Here is a 15,479-nt window from a genome sequence, read left to right as displayed (position 1 = left end):
TCCGCGGGCGGATCGTCGGCGTGTCTTGGCGACTCGCGGGCAGACGGCGGAACGAAGGGCGAGCGGATGCCTCGGGCTACAGCTCGACGTTGACCAGCACGGGTTCGGGCTGCAGCACGAGGCCGAACTCGGCCTGCACCCGACCCTGGATGTAGCGGGCGAGCTCGGCGAGCTCGGCCGCGGTCGCGCCGCCGCGGTTCGTCAGCGCGAGGGCGTGCTTCGACGACAGCGCGGCGCGGGAACGCGGCAGCTTGAACCCCTTGCGCACGCCGGCGTGCTCGATCAGCCACGCCGCGCTGACCTTGACGTCGGACTCGACCGACGCCGGCGGCGGGACGTTCCCGTCGTACGCGGCGAGCGGGATCACGAGCACCGGGTCGAGGTCGGGGGCGACCGGCCAGCGCGGGCAGGCGGCCGGGAGGGTCCGCGCGAAGGCGGCCGACACCACGGCGTTCTGGAAGAACGAGCCCGCGCTCCACGTGTCGCGGTCGTCGTCGTCGAGCACCATGCCCTTGCGCGCGCGCGTCTCGAGCACGTGCTCACGCACCCAGGCGACCGAGACGGTGTCGTCGACGCCGAGTCCGAGCGCGTTGCGCAGCTGCTCTCCGCCGATCCGGCGCTGGTCGTGGCCGACCTCCGCGAGCTCGAGCGTGACCGAGAGGATCACGGCTCGCCGCGCGGGCACCGACCCGTAGTGATGCTTGAGCGCCGACGTGCGGAAGCCCAGCCCGAGATCGGCGGCGGCGACCGTCGAGACCTCGCCGGTCGACTCGTCGATGAGGTCGATCTCGACGAGCGTCTGCACGATCTCCTGCCCGTAGGCGCCGACGTTCTGCACCGGCGCGGCACCGACCGTGCCCGGGATGCCCGACATCGCCTCGATGCCGGCGAGACCCTCCGACACCGCGTAGGCGACGAGGTCGTCCCAGCCGTGGCCCGCCTGGACCCGCAACCGCGTGAATCCCGGGCGGGGGGACGGCAGGCGCTCGATGCCCCGGGTGAGGATGCGGACGACGGTGCCGTCGAAGGGCTCGTCGCCGACGAACAGGTTCGATCCTCCGCCGAGCACGAACCAGGGTTCGCCGTCGGCCCACACGTCGCGGAGCGCCGCAACGAGCTCATCGGCGCTGGCGGCCTCGATCATCCGGGCGGGCGCGCCGCCGGTGCGGAGGGTCGTCAGCCGGGAGAGCGGAACGGGAGCGACCTCGGTCATGCCAGCCGCACGCGCACCTGCGCCTTGCCGAGCACCGTGGTGTCGCCGTGCGACACGGTGAGGTCGATGCGGGCGTTTCCGTCGTCGATCGCCCCGACCTTGGCGACCACGGTCACCTCGGCGCCGGTCTCGGCGTCGACGACCACGGGCCGCGTGAAGCGCACGCCGTACTCGACGATCCGCCCCGCATCGCCGAGCCACGGCACGATCGTCTCGACCGCGAGCCCCATCGTCAGCATGCCGTGGGCGAGCACCCCGGGCAGTCCGACGGCGGCGGCGACGTCGTCGCGATAGTGGATGGGATTGAAGTCGCCGGATGCCCCGGCATACCGCACCAGCGACTCACGAGTCAGGTGCACCGTGCGTTCGGCGACGACGTCGCCGACGGTCAGCGTCTCGCTCATGCGGCGCCCTCTCCCACCAGCAGGACGGACGTCGCGGTGACGACGTGGTCACCCGCGGCATCCGTGATCTCGGCATCGCTGGTGACCATCGCGTTGCCGCCGAGGGTGCGGATGCCTGTCACCGAGAGCCGGGCGGTCAGCTCGTCGCCCGCGACGATCGGACGCGTGTAGCGGAAGCGCTGCTCGGCGTGCAGCACGTTCTGCAGCACGATGCCGGAGTCGGGCTCGCCCAGCAGCTGCTGGAGCGTCAGGTCTTGGACGACCATCGCGAAGGTCGGCGGGGCGACGACGTCGGCGTAGCCGAGCGCCTGGGCGGCGGCGGGGTCGGTGTGCTGGGGGTCGGTCGCGAACACGGCGCGGGAGAACTCGCGCACCTTCTCGCGACCCACGAGGTAGGGGGCCGTCGGCGGGAAGTCGCGGCCGACGAGCTCGGGGTTCACTGGCACCGTGCCATCCTACCGAGCGGCCCGACCGCCTACTCTCGTGCACTCATTCGCCAAGACACGCCGGGCCGGAGACGGCGCGTCCGGCGTGTCTTGGCGACTCGACGCCGCGGCGAACCCGCGCTACGCCCGGCGGCCCCGGCGCACCCGCGCTAAGCCCGGCGGCCGCGGACGGCCCGGATCGCCATCTGGATCGCGATGAAGACGAGGAACCCGGCGAACAGCACGTTCCCGAGGAACGGGTCGACGAGCGTGGCGATCCACGCGCCGAGCGCCGTCGTCGTGCACGCGGCGATGCCGATCGTGGCCGCGGCGACGAGGTCGACGTTGGCGCGGCGGAGGTTGCCGATCGTGCCCGAGACGGCCGTCGGGATCATCATGAGCAGCGACGTGCCCTTGGCGATGAGGTCGCTGGTGCCGAAGAGCAGCATGAGCGCGGGCACCACGATGATGCCGCCGCCGACGCCGATGAGTCCCGCGACGACTCCCGTCACGAGCCCGAGCACGACGAGGCCGATCCCGGTCAGCCACGTGAGGTCGAGGTCGGCGTCTCGCGAGGGGATGACGATGAAGAGGCTCACGATCACGGCGACGAGGAAGCCCACGAACGCCCACCGCAGGAAGGTGATCGACACCCTCGGCAGCAGCCAGGTGCCGAACTGCGCGCCGACGACCGCGCCCGCGGCGAGGAGCAGCGCCGGGATCCAGGCCACGGCGTCGTTCAGCGCGTACGACACCACGCCGACGGTCGCCGTCGGGATGATCGCGGCGAGGGAGGTGCCCGAGGCGAGCCGCTGATCGTACGCGAGTGCGAGCACGAGCAGCGGCACGATCACGGTGCCGCCGCCGACGCCGAACAGCCCCGACATCAGACCGGCGAGGAGGCCGACGACAGCGCACGTCAGAAAGAAGCGCGCGTCTCTCTCGCGCGCGATGGCGGACGTCACGGAGTTACTCGAGGTCGTCGATCGCCCAGCCGCCGTCGACCGGGACCACCGTGTAGGAGTACTCGTATTCCTGCGGTTCCGGCTCGTCGAGCGGCTCGCCGCTCTCGTCGAGGAGCGCGTCGTACGTCTCGACGGTCGACACGGTGATGGCGTCGCCGTCGGGCTCGATCCCGGTCACCGTGAGGACGTAGTCCTCCGCGCCGGCCATGAATTCGATCGCGCTCTCCTCGAAGTCCGCGCAGTCCTCGAACCCGTAGTAGCCGACGCGGAAGTCCTCGGTCGTCGTCGCCTCGAACGCCTCGCAGTCGGCGCTCTGCCACGCGTCGTCGAACAGCTCGACCGCAGCGACGGCAGCCTGCTGGTCGGCGCCCTGCGGCTGGACCGCGTCCGCGCCGGCGGCCCCGCCCGCACCTCGGGCCAGGTTCAGGAACAGCAGCGGGATGACGATGGCCGCCGCGATGACGATGCCGAGCAGGACGACGCCGAGCACGACCCACAGGATCCAGAGCTTCGACCGGCGCGGCTCGGTCGCGGCGGCGAAGGCGCCGGGCGCGGCATCCGGTCCCGGGTATCCCGCCGGATATCCTGCCTGCTCGGGCGCGACCGCCTGAGCCGTCGGCACGCCGTAGGGCTGCCCGGCGGAGTACTGCGGGAACTCGGGGCCACCGGCCGCCGGCGGCACACCGATTCCCAGCGCGACCGCCGGATCCACCTCTGCCCGCTCGGCGTCCGCCGCCTCGTTCGCTGCCACGATGTCGGCCTCGCTCGGCGCGGACGCGTCGGGCACGGGGTCGGGGGTCGCGACGTGCTCGGTCCAGCTCGTGCCGTCCCACCAGCGCATGGCGCCGTGTCCGTCGTCGTACCAGCCGGGAGGTGTCGTCGCCATGGTGAAACCCTATCCCCGGGGATCGCGAGCGGAAGTCCCCGTCGCGGCCGCGCGAGCACACGACAAGGGGACGGATGCCTCGGGCCGAGGCATCCGTCCCCTCATGGTCTGGTCAGCGCGTGCTGAAGGCCGCGTCGAACGCCGCCTCGGGCGGCGTGATGGCGTTCAGCTTGCGGACGAAGGCGAGCGCCTCGGGGGCGCCGTGGAGGCGGTCCATGCCGGCGTCCTCCCACTCGACCGAGGTCGGACCGCTGTAGCCGATCGCGTTCAGCGCGCGGAACAGCGGCTCCCACGGCACGGCGCCGTGCCCGGTCGACACGAAGGTCCAGCCGCGACGGGGGTTGGCCCACGGCAGGTGCGAGCCGAGCACGCCGTTGCGGCCGTCGAGGGCCGTCACCGACTCCTTGACGTGCACGTGGAAGATGTGGTCGGCGAAGTCCAGCACGAAGGCCACCGGATCGAGCTGCTGCCACATGAAGTGCGACGGGTCGAAGTTCAGCCCGAAGGACTCCCGGTGGCCGATGGCCTCGAGCGTGCGCTTGGCGGTCCAGTAGTCGTACGCGATCTCGGACGGGTGCACCTCGAGGGCGAACCGCACCCCGACCTCTTCGAACACGTCGAGGATGGGGTTCCAGCGGTCGGCGAAGTCCCGGTACCCGGCGTCGATCCATTCGTCCGACGCCGGCGGGAACATCGCCACCGCCTTCCAGATGGACGACCCGGTGAAGCCGTTGACCGTCTTCACGCCGAGCTTCGCGGCGATCCGGGCGGTGTTCTTCAGGTCTTCGGCGGCGCGCTGACGCACGCCCTCCGGGTCGCCGTCGCCCCACACCCGGTCCGAGAGGATGTCGCGGTGACGGGCATCGATCGGGTCGTCGCACACCGCCTGGCCGGTGAGGTGATTCGAGATCGCCCACACCTTCAGGTTGTTGCGCTCGAGAATGTCGAGGCGGGACTGGACGTACTCCTCGTCGTCCCATCGCGACACGTCGAGGTGGTCGCCCCAGCAGGCGATCTCGAGGCCGTCGTAGCCCCACTCGCCCGCCAGCCGCGCGACTTCCTCGAACGGCAGATCGGCCCACTGGCCTGTGAAGAGAGTGATCGGTCGCGCCATCGCGCCATCCTTTCCGTGAGAGGTTTATCCGTCGACGGCCGAGACCCAGGCGCTCCCGCTGGCGGAGCTGCGCTCGACCGCTTCGAGCACGCGCTGCACGTGCAGGCCGTCCTCGAACGAGGGACGCGGCTGCGCACCCTCGTCGATCGCCGTGACGAAGTCGAACACCTGGTGGCTGAACCCGTGCTCGTAGCCGAGCATGTGCCCGGCGGGCCACCAGGGGGCGAGGTAGGGGTGGTCGCTCTCGGTGACGAGGATGCGCCGGAAGCCCTGCTCCGTCGCGGGGAGCGTGGCGTCGTAGTACTCGAGTTCGTTCAGGCGCTCGAGGTCGAACGCGATCGCGCCCTTCGAGCCCGACACCTCGATGCGGAGGGCGTTCTTGCGCCCGGTGCGGAAGCGGGACGCCTCGAACGAGGCCAGTGCGCCCGACTCCAGGCGCCCGGTGAACAGGGCGATGTCGTCGACCGTGACCTCGCCGCGCTCGGCGGTCGCGGTGCCCGAGAGCCCGGAGCCCTGGCCCAGCAGCGGCCGCTCCGAGACGAGCGTCTCGATGATGCCCGACACGCCGGTGACGCGCTGGCCGGTGATGTACTCGGTGAGGTCGACGGCGTGCGCACCGATGTCGCCGAGCGAACCCGAGCCCGCGCGGTCCTTCTGCAGACGCCAGGTGAGCGGCGCCTCGGCGTCCATGAGCCAGTCCTGGAGGTACTCCGCGCGCACCTGGCGGATCTCGCCGAGGCGACCGGCAGCGACGAGATCGCGCGCAAAGGTCGTGGCGGGCACGCGCCGGTACGTGAAGCCGACCATCGAGCGGATGCCGCGCTCCGCCGCGCGGGCGGCTGCGGCCGCCATCTGCTCGGCCTCGGCGACGGTGTTCGCGAGGGGCTTCTCGCAGAGCACGTGCTTGCCGGCCTCGAGCGCCGAGATGGCGATCTCGGCGTGGGTGTCACCCGGCGTGACGACGTCGACCACGTCGATGTCGTCACGGGCGATGACCTCGCGCCAGTCCGAGGCGGACTCGGCCCAGCCCCATTTGCGGGCGGATGCCTCGGTCGCGGCCTGGTCGCGGCCGACGACGACGGTCATCTCGGGCGCGAGCGGGAGGTCGAAGAATCGGGGGGCGACACGCCAGCCCTGCGAGTGGGCGGCACCCATGAATCCGTGGCCGATCATGGCGACGCGGAGCTTGTCGGTCAACGCGGTCTCCTCTCTGGGAGGGTCGGCGCGGGGCGCCCGCCGTGCGACGGGCGCCCCGCGGTGATCGTGAGGCTTACTCGAACGAGAGGTCGATGTACTGGTCGACGTTCTCCTTCGTGACGACCGGCGCATCGAGCACGATGCGGTTCGGCACGCTGGGGGTCACGATGTCGCCGAGCGTCTTCGACTGGGCGATGAGGCGTGCCAGCGCCACACCGTCGGCGGCCTGCGTCGACGGGTAGATGACCGTCGCCTTGAGCACCGAGTCGTCGGCCTCGATGGCCTCCATCGCGGACTTACTGCCCGCGCCGCCCATCATGAAGAACTCGTCGCGACCGGCGGCCTCGATCGCGGCCAGCACACCGATGCCCTGGTCGTCGTCGTGGTTCCAGATGGCGTCGATCTGCGGGTTCGCGGCGAGCAGCTGCGATGCGGCTGCCTCGCCGCCGGCGACGGTGAAGTCGGCGGCGACACGGGCGTTCACTTCGAGACCGCAGTCCTCGAGGGCGTCGGCGAAGCCCTGCGAGCGGTCCTGGGTGAGGGGCAGCGAGTCGATGCCGGCGATCTCGGCGACGAAGCCCTCACCGCCGAGCTGCTCGCAGATGTAGGTGCCGGCGCTGACGCCCATGCCGTAGTTGTCGCCCAGGATCGTGGTGCGGGCGGCGAAGGGGCTCGAGAACTCGCGGTCGACGTTGATGACCGGGATGCCGGCCTCCATCGCGGCGATGGCCGCTTCGGTGAGGGCCGCGCCGTCCGTCGGCAGCAGCACGATCGCGTCCACGCCGTCGTTGACGAAGGTCTCGACCGCGGCGATCTGGGCGATCGGGTCGTTGGTGCCTTCGGCCACGCGCAGCTCGACGTCGTCGAAGCTGTCCGCGGCGGCCTGGGCGCCCGAGTTGATCGCGCCGAGCCAGCCGTGGTCGGCCGCGGGGCCCGAGAAGCCGATGACGACCGTGTCGCCGGACTCGGCGTTCTCCTCGGTGGTGGTGCCCTGGTCGACGACGCTGTCTTCGTCGGCTCCCGAGCCCGTACATCCCGCGAGAAGTCCGATGGCTGCGACGACCGCGGTGCCGGTGAGCACGAGTCGGGTACGCGCCTTCAGGTGTGAGCGCATTGTTTTCCTCCTTGAATGTGATGCAGCTTCGACAGCGCGGTTCCGAGAGGGAAGCTGCCCGCACTCGAGGAGTCCACGCTGACGGGGATCACCGTAGCAGAACCATGCGCAGATTTGTCATCTTTTGATTTTCGACCGACAGAAGTCCTTACAACGATGAAGATCCGCGCTTTCCTGCGGAGATAGAGGAAACTGCGGGAAAGACAACATTTCGCGGGGCGCGGCAAGAGGGGCTCGGCAAGCCCTGGAGGATCGTGTTATGTTCACCCCGTGATCAAAGTTGACCATGGATCGGCATTACTCGACGTCAGAGGCGTGACGAAGTCCTTCGCGGGGGTGAAGGCCCTGCGCGGTGTCGACCTGCAGGTGCTCCCCGGCGAGGTGCACTGCATCCTCGGGCAGAACGGGGCGGGCAAGTCCACGCTCATCAAGACCCTCGCCGGCGTCCACCGCCCCGACGACGGCGAGATCTCCTGGCTGGGCGAGCCGGTGGTCATCCCCGATCCGGATGCCGCCATCGAGCTGGGCATCGCGACGATGTACCAGGAGCTCGACGTCGTCGACGGCCTGACCATCGCCGAGAACATCTTCCTCGGCCACGAGCTCTCCCGCGGCGGCTTCACCCGCCGCTCCGAGGCCGCGAAGCAGACGCGCGAACTGCTGCGCCGGCTGGGGCATCCGGGGCTCTCCCCGCACGCCGAGGTCGGCAGCCTCAGCGCCGCGAACAAGCAGATCGTGAGCATGGCGCGGGCGCTGTCGCACGACATCAAGCTCATCATCATGGACGAGCCGTCGGCCGTGCTCGACACCGAGGAGGTCAAGAACCTCTTCCACGTCGTGAACGAGCTGACCTCGCAGGGGATCGCGGTCGTCTACATCACCCACCGTCTCGAGGAGATCCGCCAGATCGGCGACCGAATCACCGTGCTGAAGGACGGCCGCACGACCGCGGTGGGCCTCCCCGTCGCCGACACCCCGACCTCGGAGCTGATCCGCCTCATGACCGGTCGCGAGATCGCCAACGTCTTCCCGCCGCCCGTCCCTATCCCGGCGGACGCGCCCACCGTCCTCGAGGTGCAAGGGCTGGGAGTCGCGGGCCTGTTCGAGGACGTCTCCTTCACGGTGCGCGCGGGCGAGATCGTCGGCCTCGCCGGACTCGTCGGCTCGGGCCGGTCGGAGATCCTCGAGACCGTGTACGGCGCGCGGCGATCGACGTCGGGCTCGGTCTCGGTGGGCGGAGACGTCCTCCCCCGCGGATCCGTCGTCAAGGCCGTGTCCGCCGGCATCGGCCTCTCTCCCGAAGAGCGGAAGAGCCAGGGCCTCGTCCTCGACGAGCCGGTCTCCTTCAACGTCACGCTCGCCTCGATGAAGCGGTTCGCGAAGGCCGGCTTCCTCGACGACCGCGCGGCCCGCGCCGCGACCCGGTCGCAGATCGAGTCCCTCGAGCTGCGCCCCGCCGACCCGGATCGGCCGACGATCACCCTCTCGGGCGGCAATCAGCAGAAGATCCTCCTGGCCCGCTGGCTCGTGCACGGCACCAGGGTGCTGCTGCTGGACGAGCCCACCCGCGGCGTCGACGTCGGCGCACGCGCCGAGATCTACGCCCTCATCCGAGAGCTCGCCGCCGCCGGCAACGCGATCGTCGTCGTCTCCAGCGAGATCGAGGAAGTGCTCGGCCTCGCCGACACCGTCCTCGTCATCGCCGACGGGCGCGTGCTCGAAACCCTTCCCGCCTCCCAGATCGACGAGCACGGCGTGCTCGATCTCGTTATGAAAGGAACCGCCGCGTGAGCGAGCAGACCACTCAAGGAACGGCAGGTGTCCCCACCGCCAGCGAGGCACCGCCGCCCACCGGCTCGCTGGACACCACACAGCCGACCGGCATCCGGCGTGTGCTCTCGGGGTCCGTGGGGCGCAATCTCGGGCTCGTCGTCGCCCTGCTGCTGCTCGTGATCGTCGGGGCGGTGACCGCGCCCGACACGTTCCTGAGCGTGAGCAACACCCTCACGATCCTGCGTCAGGCCTCGATCCTCGGCGTGGTCGCGGTCGGCATGACGCTCGTCATCACGGCCGGCGGCATCGACCTCTCGGTCGGCTCCGTGCTCGGTCTGGCCTCCGTCGTCGCGACGATCGCCGCCGTGCAGGACCTCGCCGACCAGCTGCACTGGAGCATCATGATCCTCATGGCGCTGCTCGTCGGCGTCGGGGCCGGGCTCATCAACGGCATCGTCATCGCGTACGGCAAGGTGGTCGCCTTCATGGCCACCCTCGCCATGCTGATCGCGGCGCGAGGACTGGCCGAGGTGCTCGCCGAGCGGCGCACGCTGCAGGTCGGCGACCGCGACTTCATCGTCTTCCTCAACCAGGACATCATCGGCGTCGACATCCTCATCTGGATCTTCGCGATCGTCGCCGTGATCGGGTGGGTCGTGCTCAATCGCACGACGTTCGGCCGCCGCACCGTCGCGATCGGCGGCAACCGCGAGGCCGCGCGTCTCGCCGGCATCAACGTGAGGCGTCACACCATGTGGCTGTACGCCATCTCGGGTCTGTGCGCCGGCATCGCGGCCATCATGTACCTGGGTCGCACGACCGCGGGCACGTCCACGCACGGAACGCTCCTCGAGCTCGACGCGATCGCGGCGGTGGTGGTGGGCGGCACGCTGCTCGTGGGCGGCCGCGGGACGATCACGGGAACCGTGTTCGGCGTCCTCATCTTCACGACGCTCACGAACGTGTTCGTCCAGAACAACCTCAACTCGTCGATCCAGGCCGTCGTGAAGGGCGTCATCATCGTGATCGCCGTGCTGCTGCAGCAGCGGTTCGCGAAGCCGACCGGACGAGCGACCTGATCGGATGCCGCGGCCCGGCCGCGCGCGGACTAACGACGATCCGCGGGCGCCGGGCCGCAGCATCCCGTCAAAAGTTCTTGGACTTCGGCACACTTCTCCCGCCGATACACTGAAATGTGGCGAAAATGAGCATCGAGACGTCGACGAACGTGTCGGGAGTGGGTCAGCTCTTCCAGCTTCTCCGTGACGGCGTGCCCCGCACGCGCGCCGAACTGGCGAAGTCGACCGGGCTCGCGCGGTCGACGATCGCGGCCCGGGTGGACGAGCTCATGCGCATGGGGCTGGTCACGCCGATCGCAGAGACGGTCTCGACCGGGGGCCGTCCGCCGTCGCAGTTCGCGCTGAACCCTAGCGCACGCCTCGTGCTCGCCGTCGACATCGGCGCGTCGCACGCCACCATCGCCGTGACCGACCTCGCCGGCAGCATCATCGCGCAGCACAGCGAACCCCTCGATGTGACCCTCGGCCCCGAGCCGGTGCTCACGTGGCTGGTCGAGAACGCCGCCGCCCTGCTGGAGCGGATCGGACGGTCACGGGCCGACCTCGCCGCCATCGGCGTCGGCATCCCCGGGCCCGTCGAGCACTCCACGGGCCAGCCGGTCAATCCCCCGATCATGCCCGGATGGGACAGGTTCGACGTGCCCGGCTGGGTGCAGCAGCACCTCGACGTGCCGGTGCTCGTCGACAACGACGTGAACATCATGGCCCTCGGCGAGCGCGCGACGGCCTACCCCGGCGTCGACCACCTGATGTTCGTGAAGGTCGCGACCGGCATCGGCGCGGGCGTCATTTCGGGCGGTGCGCTGCAGCGGGGCGCGCAGGGCATCGCGGGCGACATCGGTCACGTGCGGGTCGCCCGCGGCGCCGGGGTGCCGTGCCACTGCGGCAACCAGGGTTGCCTCGAAGCGCTGGCGTCGGGTCCGGCGATCGCCCGCGCCCTGCGCGCTCAAGGGGTCGCGGCCGAGAACGGCAACGACGTCATCGACCTCGTCAAGCGGGGCAACATCGACGCCATCCAGGCCGTCCGCCAGGCCGGCCGCGACATCGGCGAAGTGCTCACGACGTGCGTGAGCCTCGTCAATCCGTCGGTGATCGCGATCGGGGGGTCGATGGCCCGCGTCGGCGAGCACCTCATCGCCGGCGTGCGCGAAGTGGTCTACACGCGCTCGATCCCGCTCGCCACCGAGCACCTGTCGATCGTGCAGTCCACGGCGGCCCACAACGCGGCCGTGCTGGGGGCGAGCATGCTCGCGATCGAGTACGCCCTCTCCCCCGAGACCCTCACCTCGTTCGTCTCCGCCTGACCGCGTTGTCCGTCCGCAGGCGCGGGCGTGAACGACGGAGACGTGCAAGATGACGGATGCCTCGGCCCCGAAGCATCCGTCATCGCGCACATCCCCGTCATCAGCTGTTCGCGGCACGCGGCTCAGAGCGGCTTGCCTCCCGTGACGGGCAGCACCGCCCCCGACACGTACGACGCCGCCTCGGACGCGAGGTACACGTACGCGCCGGCCAGCTCGGCTGGCTGGCCCGGCCGGCCCAGCGGCGTGTCCTTGCCGAAGGTCGCGAGACGCTCCTCGTCCCATCCGGTCGCCGGGATGAGCGGGGTCCAGATCGGGCCCGGTGCCACCGCGTTCACGCGGACGCCCTTCTCGCCCAGCTCCTCGGCCAGCGCCTTCACGAAGGCGACCTGGGCCGCCTTCGTCATGGCGTAGTCGATGAGACCCGGCGAGGGGTTGAACGCCTGCACCGACGAGGTGACGATGATCGACGCGCCCGGCTCGAGGTGGGGCACGGCCTGCCGGGCCGTCCACAGCATGCCGTAGAGGTTGGTCTTGAAGACGCGGTCGAACTCGGCGGTCTCGAGGTTCTCGATCCCCTGCCGATCCTTCTGGTAGGCGGCGTTCAGCACGACGATGTCGAGTCCTCCGAGCGCCTCGATCGCATCGTCGACGACCGAGGTCGCGAACGACTCCTCGCGCACATCGCCGGCGAAGGCGACCCCGGTGCGCCCCGCCTCGGTGACCTGCGCGATGGTGTCGTCGGCGTCCTCCTTCTCCTCCGGCAGGTGCACGAAGGCGACGTCCGCCCCCTCGCGGGCGAACGCGATCGCCACCGCGCGGCCGATGCCGGAGTCCCCGCCCGTGATGAGCGCGCGGCGCCCCGTCAGGCGACCCGCCCCGACGTAGGTGTCCTCCCCGTGGTCGGGTTCGGGCATCGTCTCGTCGGTGAGGCCCGGCTGCTCCTGCTCCTGCGCGGGGAAGCCGCCCTCGTCGTGCTTGTCTCGCGGGTCCTTCTGGGTATCCGACATCGTGTCGCTCCTTTCGCTCTGCCTCGACGGTAGGAACGGCGCGATCGTGGCGGACAGGGGGTTGACGGCATTCCCCTGTCAACCCCGTTCCGGATGCCTCGACCGCCGGTCAGGGTCGAGACATGACCTTCACACCCACGCGCGCCATCGTCACCGGTTCCGACTCCGGGATCGGGAAAGCCACCGCCGTCGCCCTCGCAGAAGCGGGCATGGACGTCGGCATCACCTGGAACTCCGACGAAGCCGGAGCCCAGGACACGGCCGAGCAGGTGCGCAGGCTCGGCCGCACCGCCGTCGTCGAGCGGCTCGACCTCACCGACGTCCCGGCCTGCGGGGACGTCGTCGACAGTCTCATCTCGCAGCTCGGCGGCGTCGACGTGTTCGTCAACAACGCCGGCACGGGAGACAACGCCCCATTCCTCGAGCTCACCCTGGACCAGTGGCGCCACACCGTGACCGTCGACCTCGAGGCGGCGTTCGTGTGCCTCCAGCGGGCCGCGTCGCACATGGTGGATCGCGGCCAGGAGGGTCGTCTCATCGCCATCACCAGCGTGCACGAGCACCAGCCGCGCGTCGGCTCCGCCGCATACGACGCCGCCAAGCACGGACTCGGCGGGCTCATGAAGACCCTCGCGCTCGAGCTCGGATCGGACGGCATCACGGCGAACTCGGTCGCGCCGGGCGAGATCGCCACCCCGATGACCGACCAGGACGACGTCGATCCGCACGGCGTGAAGCGGCCGGGCGTGCCGCTCGGCCGACCGGGCCACGCGCGCGAGATCGCAGCCGTCGTCGCCTTCCTCGCCTCCCCCGCGGCCTCGTACGTGACCGGCGCGTCGTGGGCGGTCGACGGCGGCATGCTCCAGATGGGCCCGCAGGCGGGCTCGCACCTCACCTCCGACGACTGGCGAACGCCCTAAACCCGACGGCGGGGGATGTCAAGGGTGTGGGAAAGGGCCTGCACCGCGACGCATGCTGAGGGGGCCGCTCGAAGAGGAGTTGATGACGGTGAACACGCTCGAACTGCGCAAGATCGCACCCTTGGAATGGATCATCCAGGATCTGACGTATCCGATCGACGACTCGCGCAACGTCGTGGCCCACATCACCGAGACGGAGGACGACCTCGTCGAGGTGGTCTGGCTGCAGAACCTGGCGCTGCCCACGCTGTACCTCTTCGCGACGGACGTGCTCGAGGACGTGGTGCGTCACCGCACGGCCGGAGGCCGTTCGCGGCGGCCGTCCGAGATCCCCCACTTGCCGCCCCTCAGCGCCCGCCGCGAGCGGCCCCAGGTCGTCTGACGGCGCGACGGACGGTATGGCGTACCGCATCGGCACATCCGGCTGGAGCTACGACCACTGGAAAGGGGTTCTCTACCGCCCGGGTCTCCCGGTCGGCGAACGTCTGCCCCGGTACGTCGAGGAGTTCGACACCGTTGAGCTGAACGCCAGCTTCTACCGATGGCCGGGTGCGGCACGGTTCCGGTCGTGGCACGACCGGTTGCCGCCCGGCTTCGCGATGGTGGTCAAAGCTCCGCGCGGCCTCACCCACGCCAAGCGCCTGTACGCGCCCGAGGCCTGGATCGAGCGCATCGCCGAGGGCTGGCGCGCTCTCGGAGACCGGCACGCGGGGCTGCTCGTGCAGCTGCCGCCCACCCTCGCCCGCGACGATGCCCGCCTCGACTACTTCCTCGCCGCCCTTCCCGACGGGATGCGGGTCGCGGTCGAGTTCCGGCATCCGTCGTGGAACGACGAAGAGGTCTTCCACCTGCTCGAGCGGCACGGTGCCGCCTACGTCGTGATGAGCGGCGCGGGCCTCGACTGCATCCTGCGGGCGACGGCCGACTTCGTCTACGTGCGGCTGCACGGGCCGAGCGGCGAGCACCTGTACGCCGGCTCGTACTCCGACGACGACCTCGCCTGGTGGGCGGACCGCTTCCGCGAGTGGGATGCACAGGGGCGCGACGTGCTCGCCTACTTCAACAACGACGGCGAGGGCCATGCCGTGCGCAACGCCTGGACGCTGCGCTCGATGCTCGGCCTGTGAGGATCGCTCGCTCGACGCAGGCGATTGTCAAGGCTCTTCATGCGGGCGCGGGCACGCGCCGAGGATGTGTCCGTGGACGCGCTCCTCGCGCGCGTCGGAAGGAGGGGGACGTGGACTTCACACCCGAAGAGGAAGGCGCCCGCCGCGGTGAGGCCGCCGTCTTCTGGAGCTGGATCTTCGTGCTGACCGCGGGACTCGCCTACATGATCGCCATCCCGCTCGTGGGGAGGTGATCGCCGTGCGCCCGATTCGCGACAATGCTCTCAGCCTGCTGTTCGGCGCCCTGTTCGTCGTCACGCTCTGCGGGCAGTCCGTGGCGGGATACCTCGAGAACAACGAACGGCTCACCGAGCACGGGCAGCCCCCCGAGGCCTTCCTCGCGTTTATCACCTCGTCGGACTTCGTGGTCGACGTGGCCGAGAACTGGCAGTCCGAGTTCCTGCAGTTCTTCCTTTTCATCATCGCGACGATCTGGCTCGTCCAGCGCGGATCGCCCGAGTCGAAGAAGCCGGGCGACGAAGGCGTCGGCACCGATGAGGAGCAGCTCGTCGGCGAGCACGCGAAGCCGGACTCTCCCGAGTGGGCGCGGGCTCGCGGCATCCGTCAGGTGATCTTCTCGAACTCGCTGCTGCTCGTCATGGGAACCGTGTTCGTGCTGTCGTGGTTCGCGCAGTCGCTGGCGGGTCTCGTCGTGATGAACGAGGACAACGCCGACCACGGGCAGCCGCTCATGTCGTGGGTGGGATACGTGGCGTCGCCGGACTTCTGGAATCGCACGCTGCAGAACTGGCAGTCCGAGTTTCTCGCCGTCGGGGCCATGATCGCGCTGTCGATCTTCCTGCGGCAGCGGGGGTCGAGCGAGTCCAAGCCGGTCGGCGCACCGCACCACGCGACGGCCGTCGAGGGCGAGTGACCCGGGGCCGGTTGCGTACGGTCGCTCGCTGAGCACAA

General features: G+C 70.2%; 17 protein-coding genes. 8 read left to right on the top strand and 9 right to left on the bottom strand.

Annotated elements, in window-relative coordinates; all coding sequences use genetic code 11:
• Positions 1–76: 76 nt before the first annotated feature.
• The 8 genes from ACFUTX_RS15500 to ACFUTX_RS15465 all read right to left on the bottom strand — a co-directional run bounded on the left by ACFUTX_RS15500 (position 77) and on the right by ACFUTX_RS15465 (position 7,318).
• Complete coding sequence (locus ACFUTX_RS15500; RefSeq protein ID WP_378866654.1) at positions 77–1,213, bottom strand: UDP-N-acetylmuramate dehydrogenase; 1,137 nt, start codon at positions 1,211–1,213, stop codon at positions 77–79.
• Positions 1,210–1,617, bottom strand: a complete 408-nt coding sequence (locus ACFUTX_RS15495; RefSeq protein ID WP_378866651.1) for a MaoC/PaaZ C-terminal domain-containing protein — start codon at positions 1,615–1,617, stop codon at positions 1,210–1,212. Before ACFUTX_RS15495 ends, ACFUTX_RS15500 begins: the two co-directional genes overlap by 4 nt.
• Complete coding sequence (locus tag ACFUTX_RS15490; RefSeq protein WP_378866648.1) at positions 1,614–2,063, bottom strand: MaoC family dehydratase N-terminal domain-containing protein; 450 nt, start codon at positions 2,061–2,063, stop codon at positions 1,614–1,616. The genes ACFUTX_RS15495 and ACFUTX_RS15490 overlap by 4 nt, the downstream gene beginning before the upstream one ends.
• 149 nt (positions 2,064–2,212) lie before the next feature.
• Positions 2,213–3,007: a sulfite exporter TauE/SafE family protein gene (locus tag ACFUTX_RS15485; RefSeq protein ID WP_378866645.1), complete on the bottom strand. Its 795-nt coding sequence runs from the start codon at positions 3,005–3,007 to the stop codon at positions 2,213–2,215.
• Positions 3,008–3,011: 4 nt separating this feature from the next.
• The gene (locus tag ACFUTX_RS15480; RefSeq protein ID WP_378866642.1) at positions 3,012–3,893 is read right to left on the bottom strand and encodes a DUF2510 domain-containing protein; all 882 of its coding nucleotides are present in this window, start codon (positions 3,891–3,893) and stop codon (positions 3,012–3,014) included.
• A 112-nt stretch (positions 3,894–4,005) separates the two neighbouring features.
• Positions 4,006–5,007 (bottom strand): sugar phosphate isomerase/epimerase family protein, encoded by a 1,002-nt coding sequence (locus ACFUTX_RS15475; RefSeq protein WP_378866639.1) that lies wholly within the window; start codon positions 5,005–5,007, stop codon positions 4,006–4,008.
• A gap of 24 nt (positions 5,008–5,031) precedes the next feature.
• Positions 5,032–6,180 carry a Gfo/Idh/MocA family protein gene (locus ACFUTX_RS15470; protein ID WP_378866828.1) on the bottom strand — a complete coding sequence of 383 codons (1,149 nt, stop codon included), beginning with the start codon at positions 6,178–6,180 and terminating at the stop codon, positions 5,032–5,034.
• 97 nt (positions 6,181–6,277) lie between these two features.
• Complete coding sequence (locus ACFUTX_RS15465; RefSeq protein ID WP_378866636.1) at positions 6,278–7,318, bottom strand: substrate-binding domain-containing protein; 1,041 nt, start codon at positions 7,316–7,318, stop codon at positions 6,278–6,280.
• Positions 7,319–7,633: 315 nt separating this feature from the next.
• Between ACFUTX_RS15465 and ACFUTX_RS15460 the strand changes: the two genes are divergently transcribed.
• The 3 genes from ACFUTX_RS15460 to ACFUTX_RS15450 all read left to right on the top strand — a co-directional run bounded on the left by ACFUTX_RS15460 (position 7,634) and on the right by ACFUTX_RS15450 (position 11,474).
• On the top strand, positions 7,634–9,109 hold the full coding sequence (locus ACFUTX_RS15460; RefSeq protein ID WP_378866633.1) for a sugar ABC transporter ATP-binding protein: 1,476 nt from the start codon (positions 7,634–7,636) through the stop codon (positions 9,107–9,109).
• Positions 9,106–10,170, top strand: coding sequence for an ABC transporter permease (locus ACFUTX_RS15455; protein ID WP_378866630.1), 1,065 nt, complete (start codon positions 9,106–9,108; stop codon positions 10,168–10,170). Before ACFUTX_RS15460 ends, ACFUTX_RS15455 begins: the two co-directional genes overlap by 4 nt.
• 125 nt (positions 10,171–10,295) lie before the next feature.
• Positions 10,296–11,474, top strand: coding sequence for an ROK family protein (locus ACFUTX_RS15450; RefSeq protein WP_378866627.1), 1,179 nt, complete (start codon positions 10,296–10,298; stop codon positions 11,472–11,474).
• A 122-nt stretch (positions 11,475–11,596) separates the two neighbouring features.
• On the opposite strand, the gene ACFUTX_RS15445 is transcribed toward ACFUTX_RS15450, so the two are convergent.
• The gene (locus ACFUTX_RS15445; protein ID WP_378866624.1) at positions 11,597–12,481 is read right to left on the bottom strand and encodes an SDR family oxidoreductase; all 885 of its coding nucleotides are present in this window, start codon (positions 12,479–12,481) and stop codon (positions 11,597–11,599) included.
• A gap of 122 nt (positions 12,482–12,603) precedes the next feature.
• Here ACFUTX_RS15445 and ACFUTX_RS15440 point away from each other — a divergent pair, with 122 nt between their 5' ends.
• From ACFUTX_RS15440 to ACFUTX_RS15420, 5 genes are all read left to right on the top strand, one after another.
• Positions 12,604–13,401 carry an SDR family oxidoreductase gene (locus tag ACFUTX_RS15440; RefSeq protein ID WP_378866621.1) on the top strand — a complete coding sequence of 266 codons (798 nt, stop codon included), beginning with the start codon at positions 12,604–12,606 and terminating at the stop codon, positions 13,399–13,401.
• Positions 13,402–13,483: 82 nt separating this feature from the next.
• Positions 13,484–13,783 carry a hypothetical protein gene (locus ACFUTX_RS15435; protein WP_378866618.1) on the top strand — a complete coding sequence of 100 codons (300 nt, stop codon included), beginning with the start codon at positions 13,484–13,486 and terminating at the stop codon, positions 13,781–13,783.
• Between the two features lie 16 nt (positions 13,784–13,799).
• Positions 13,800–14,528, top strand: coding sequence for a DUF72 domain-containing protein (locus tag ACFUTX_RS15430; RefSeq protein ID WP_378866615.1), 729 nt, complete (start codon positions 13,800–13,802; stop codon positions 14,526–14,528).
• 110 nt (positions 14,529–14,638) lie between these two features.
• A complete protein-coding gene (locus ACFUTX_RS15425; RefSeq protein WP_378866612.1) occupies positions 14,639–14,761 on the top strand; it encodes a hypothetical protein in 123 nt (40 codons plus the stop codon).
• Positions 14,762–14,766: 5 nt separating this feature from the next.
• Positions 14,767–15,441: a DUF6766 family protein gene (locus tag ACFUTX_RS15420; RefSeq protein WP_378866609.1), complete on the top strand. Its 675-nt coding sequence runs from the start codon at positions 14,767–14,769 to the stop codon at positions 15,439–15,441.
• Positions 15,442–15,479: the final 38 nt, after the last annotated feature.

This window comes from Microbacterium sp. NPDC057407 (assembly GCF_042803895.1).
Lineage (GTDB): Bacteria > Actinomycetota > Actinomycetes > Actinomycetales > Microbacteriaceae > Microbacterium.
The sequence above is the reverse complement of the archived record's forward strand: the minus strand, read 5'-3'. Positions and strand labels throughout refer to the sequence as shown.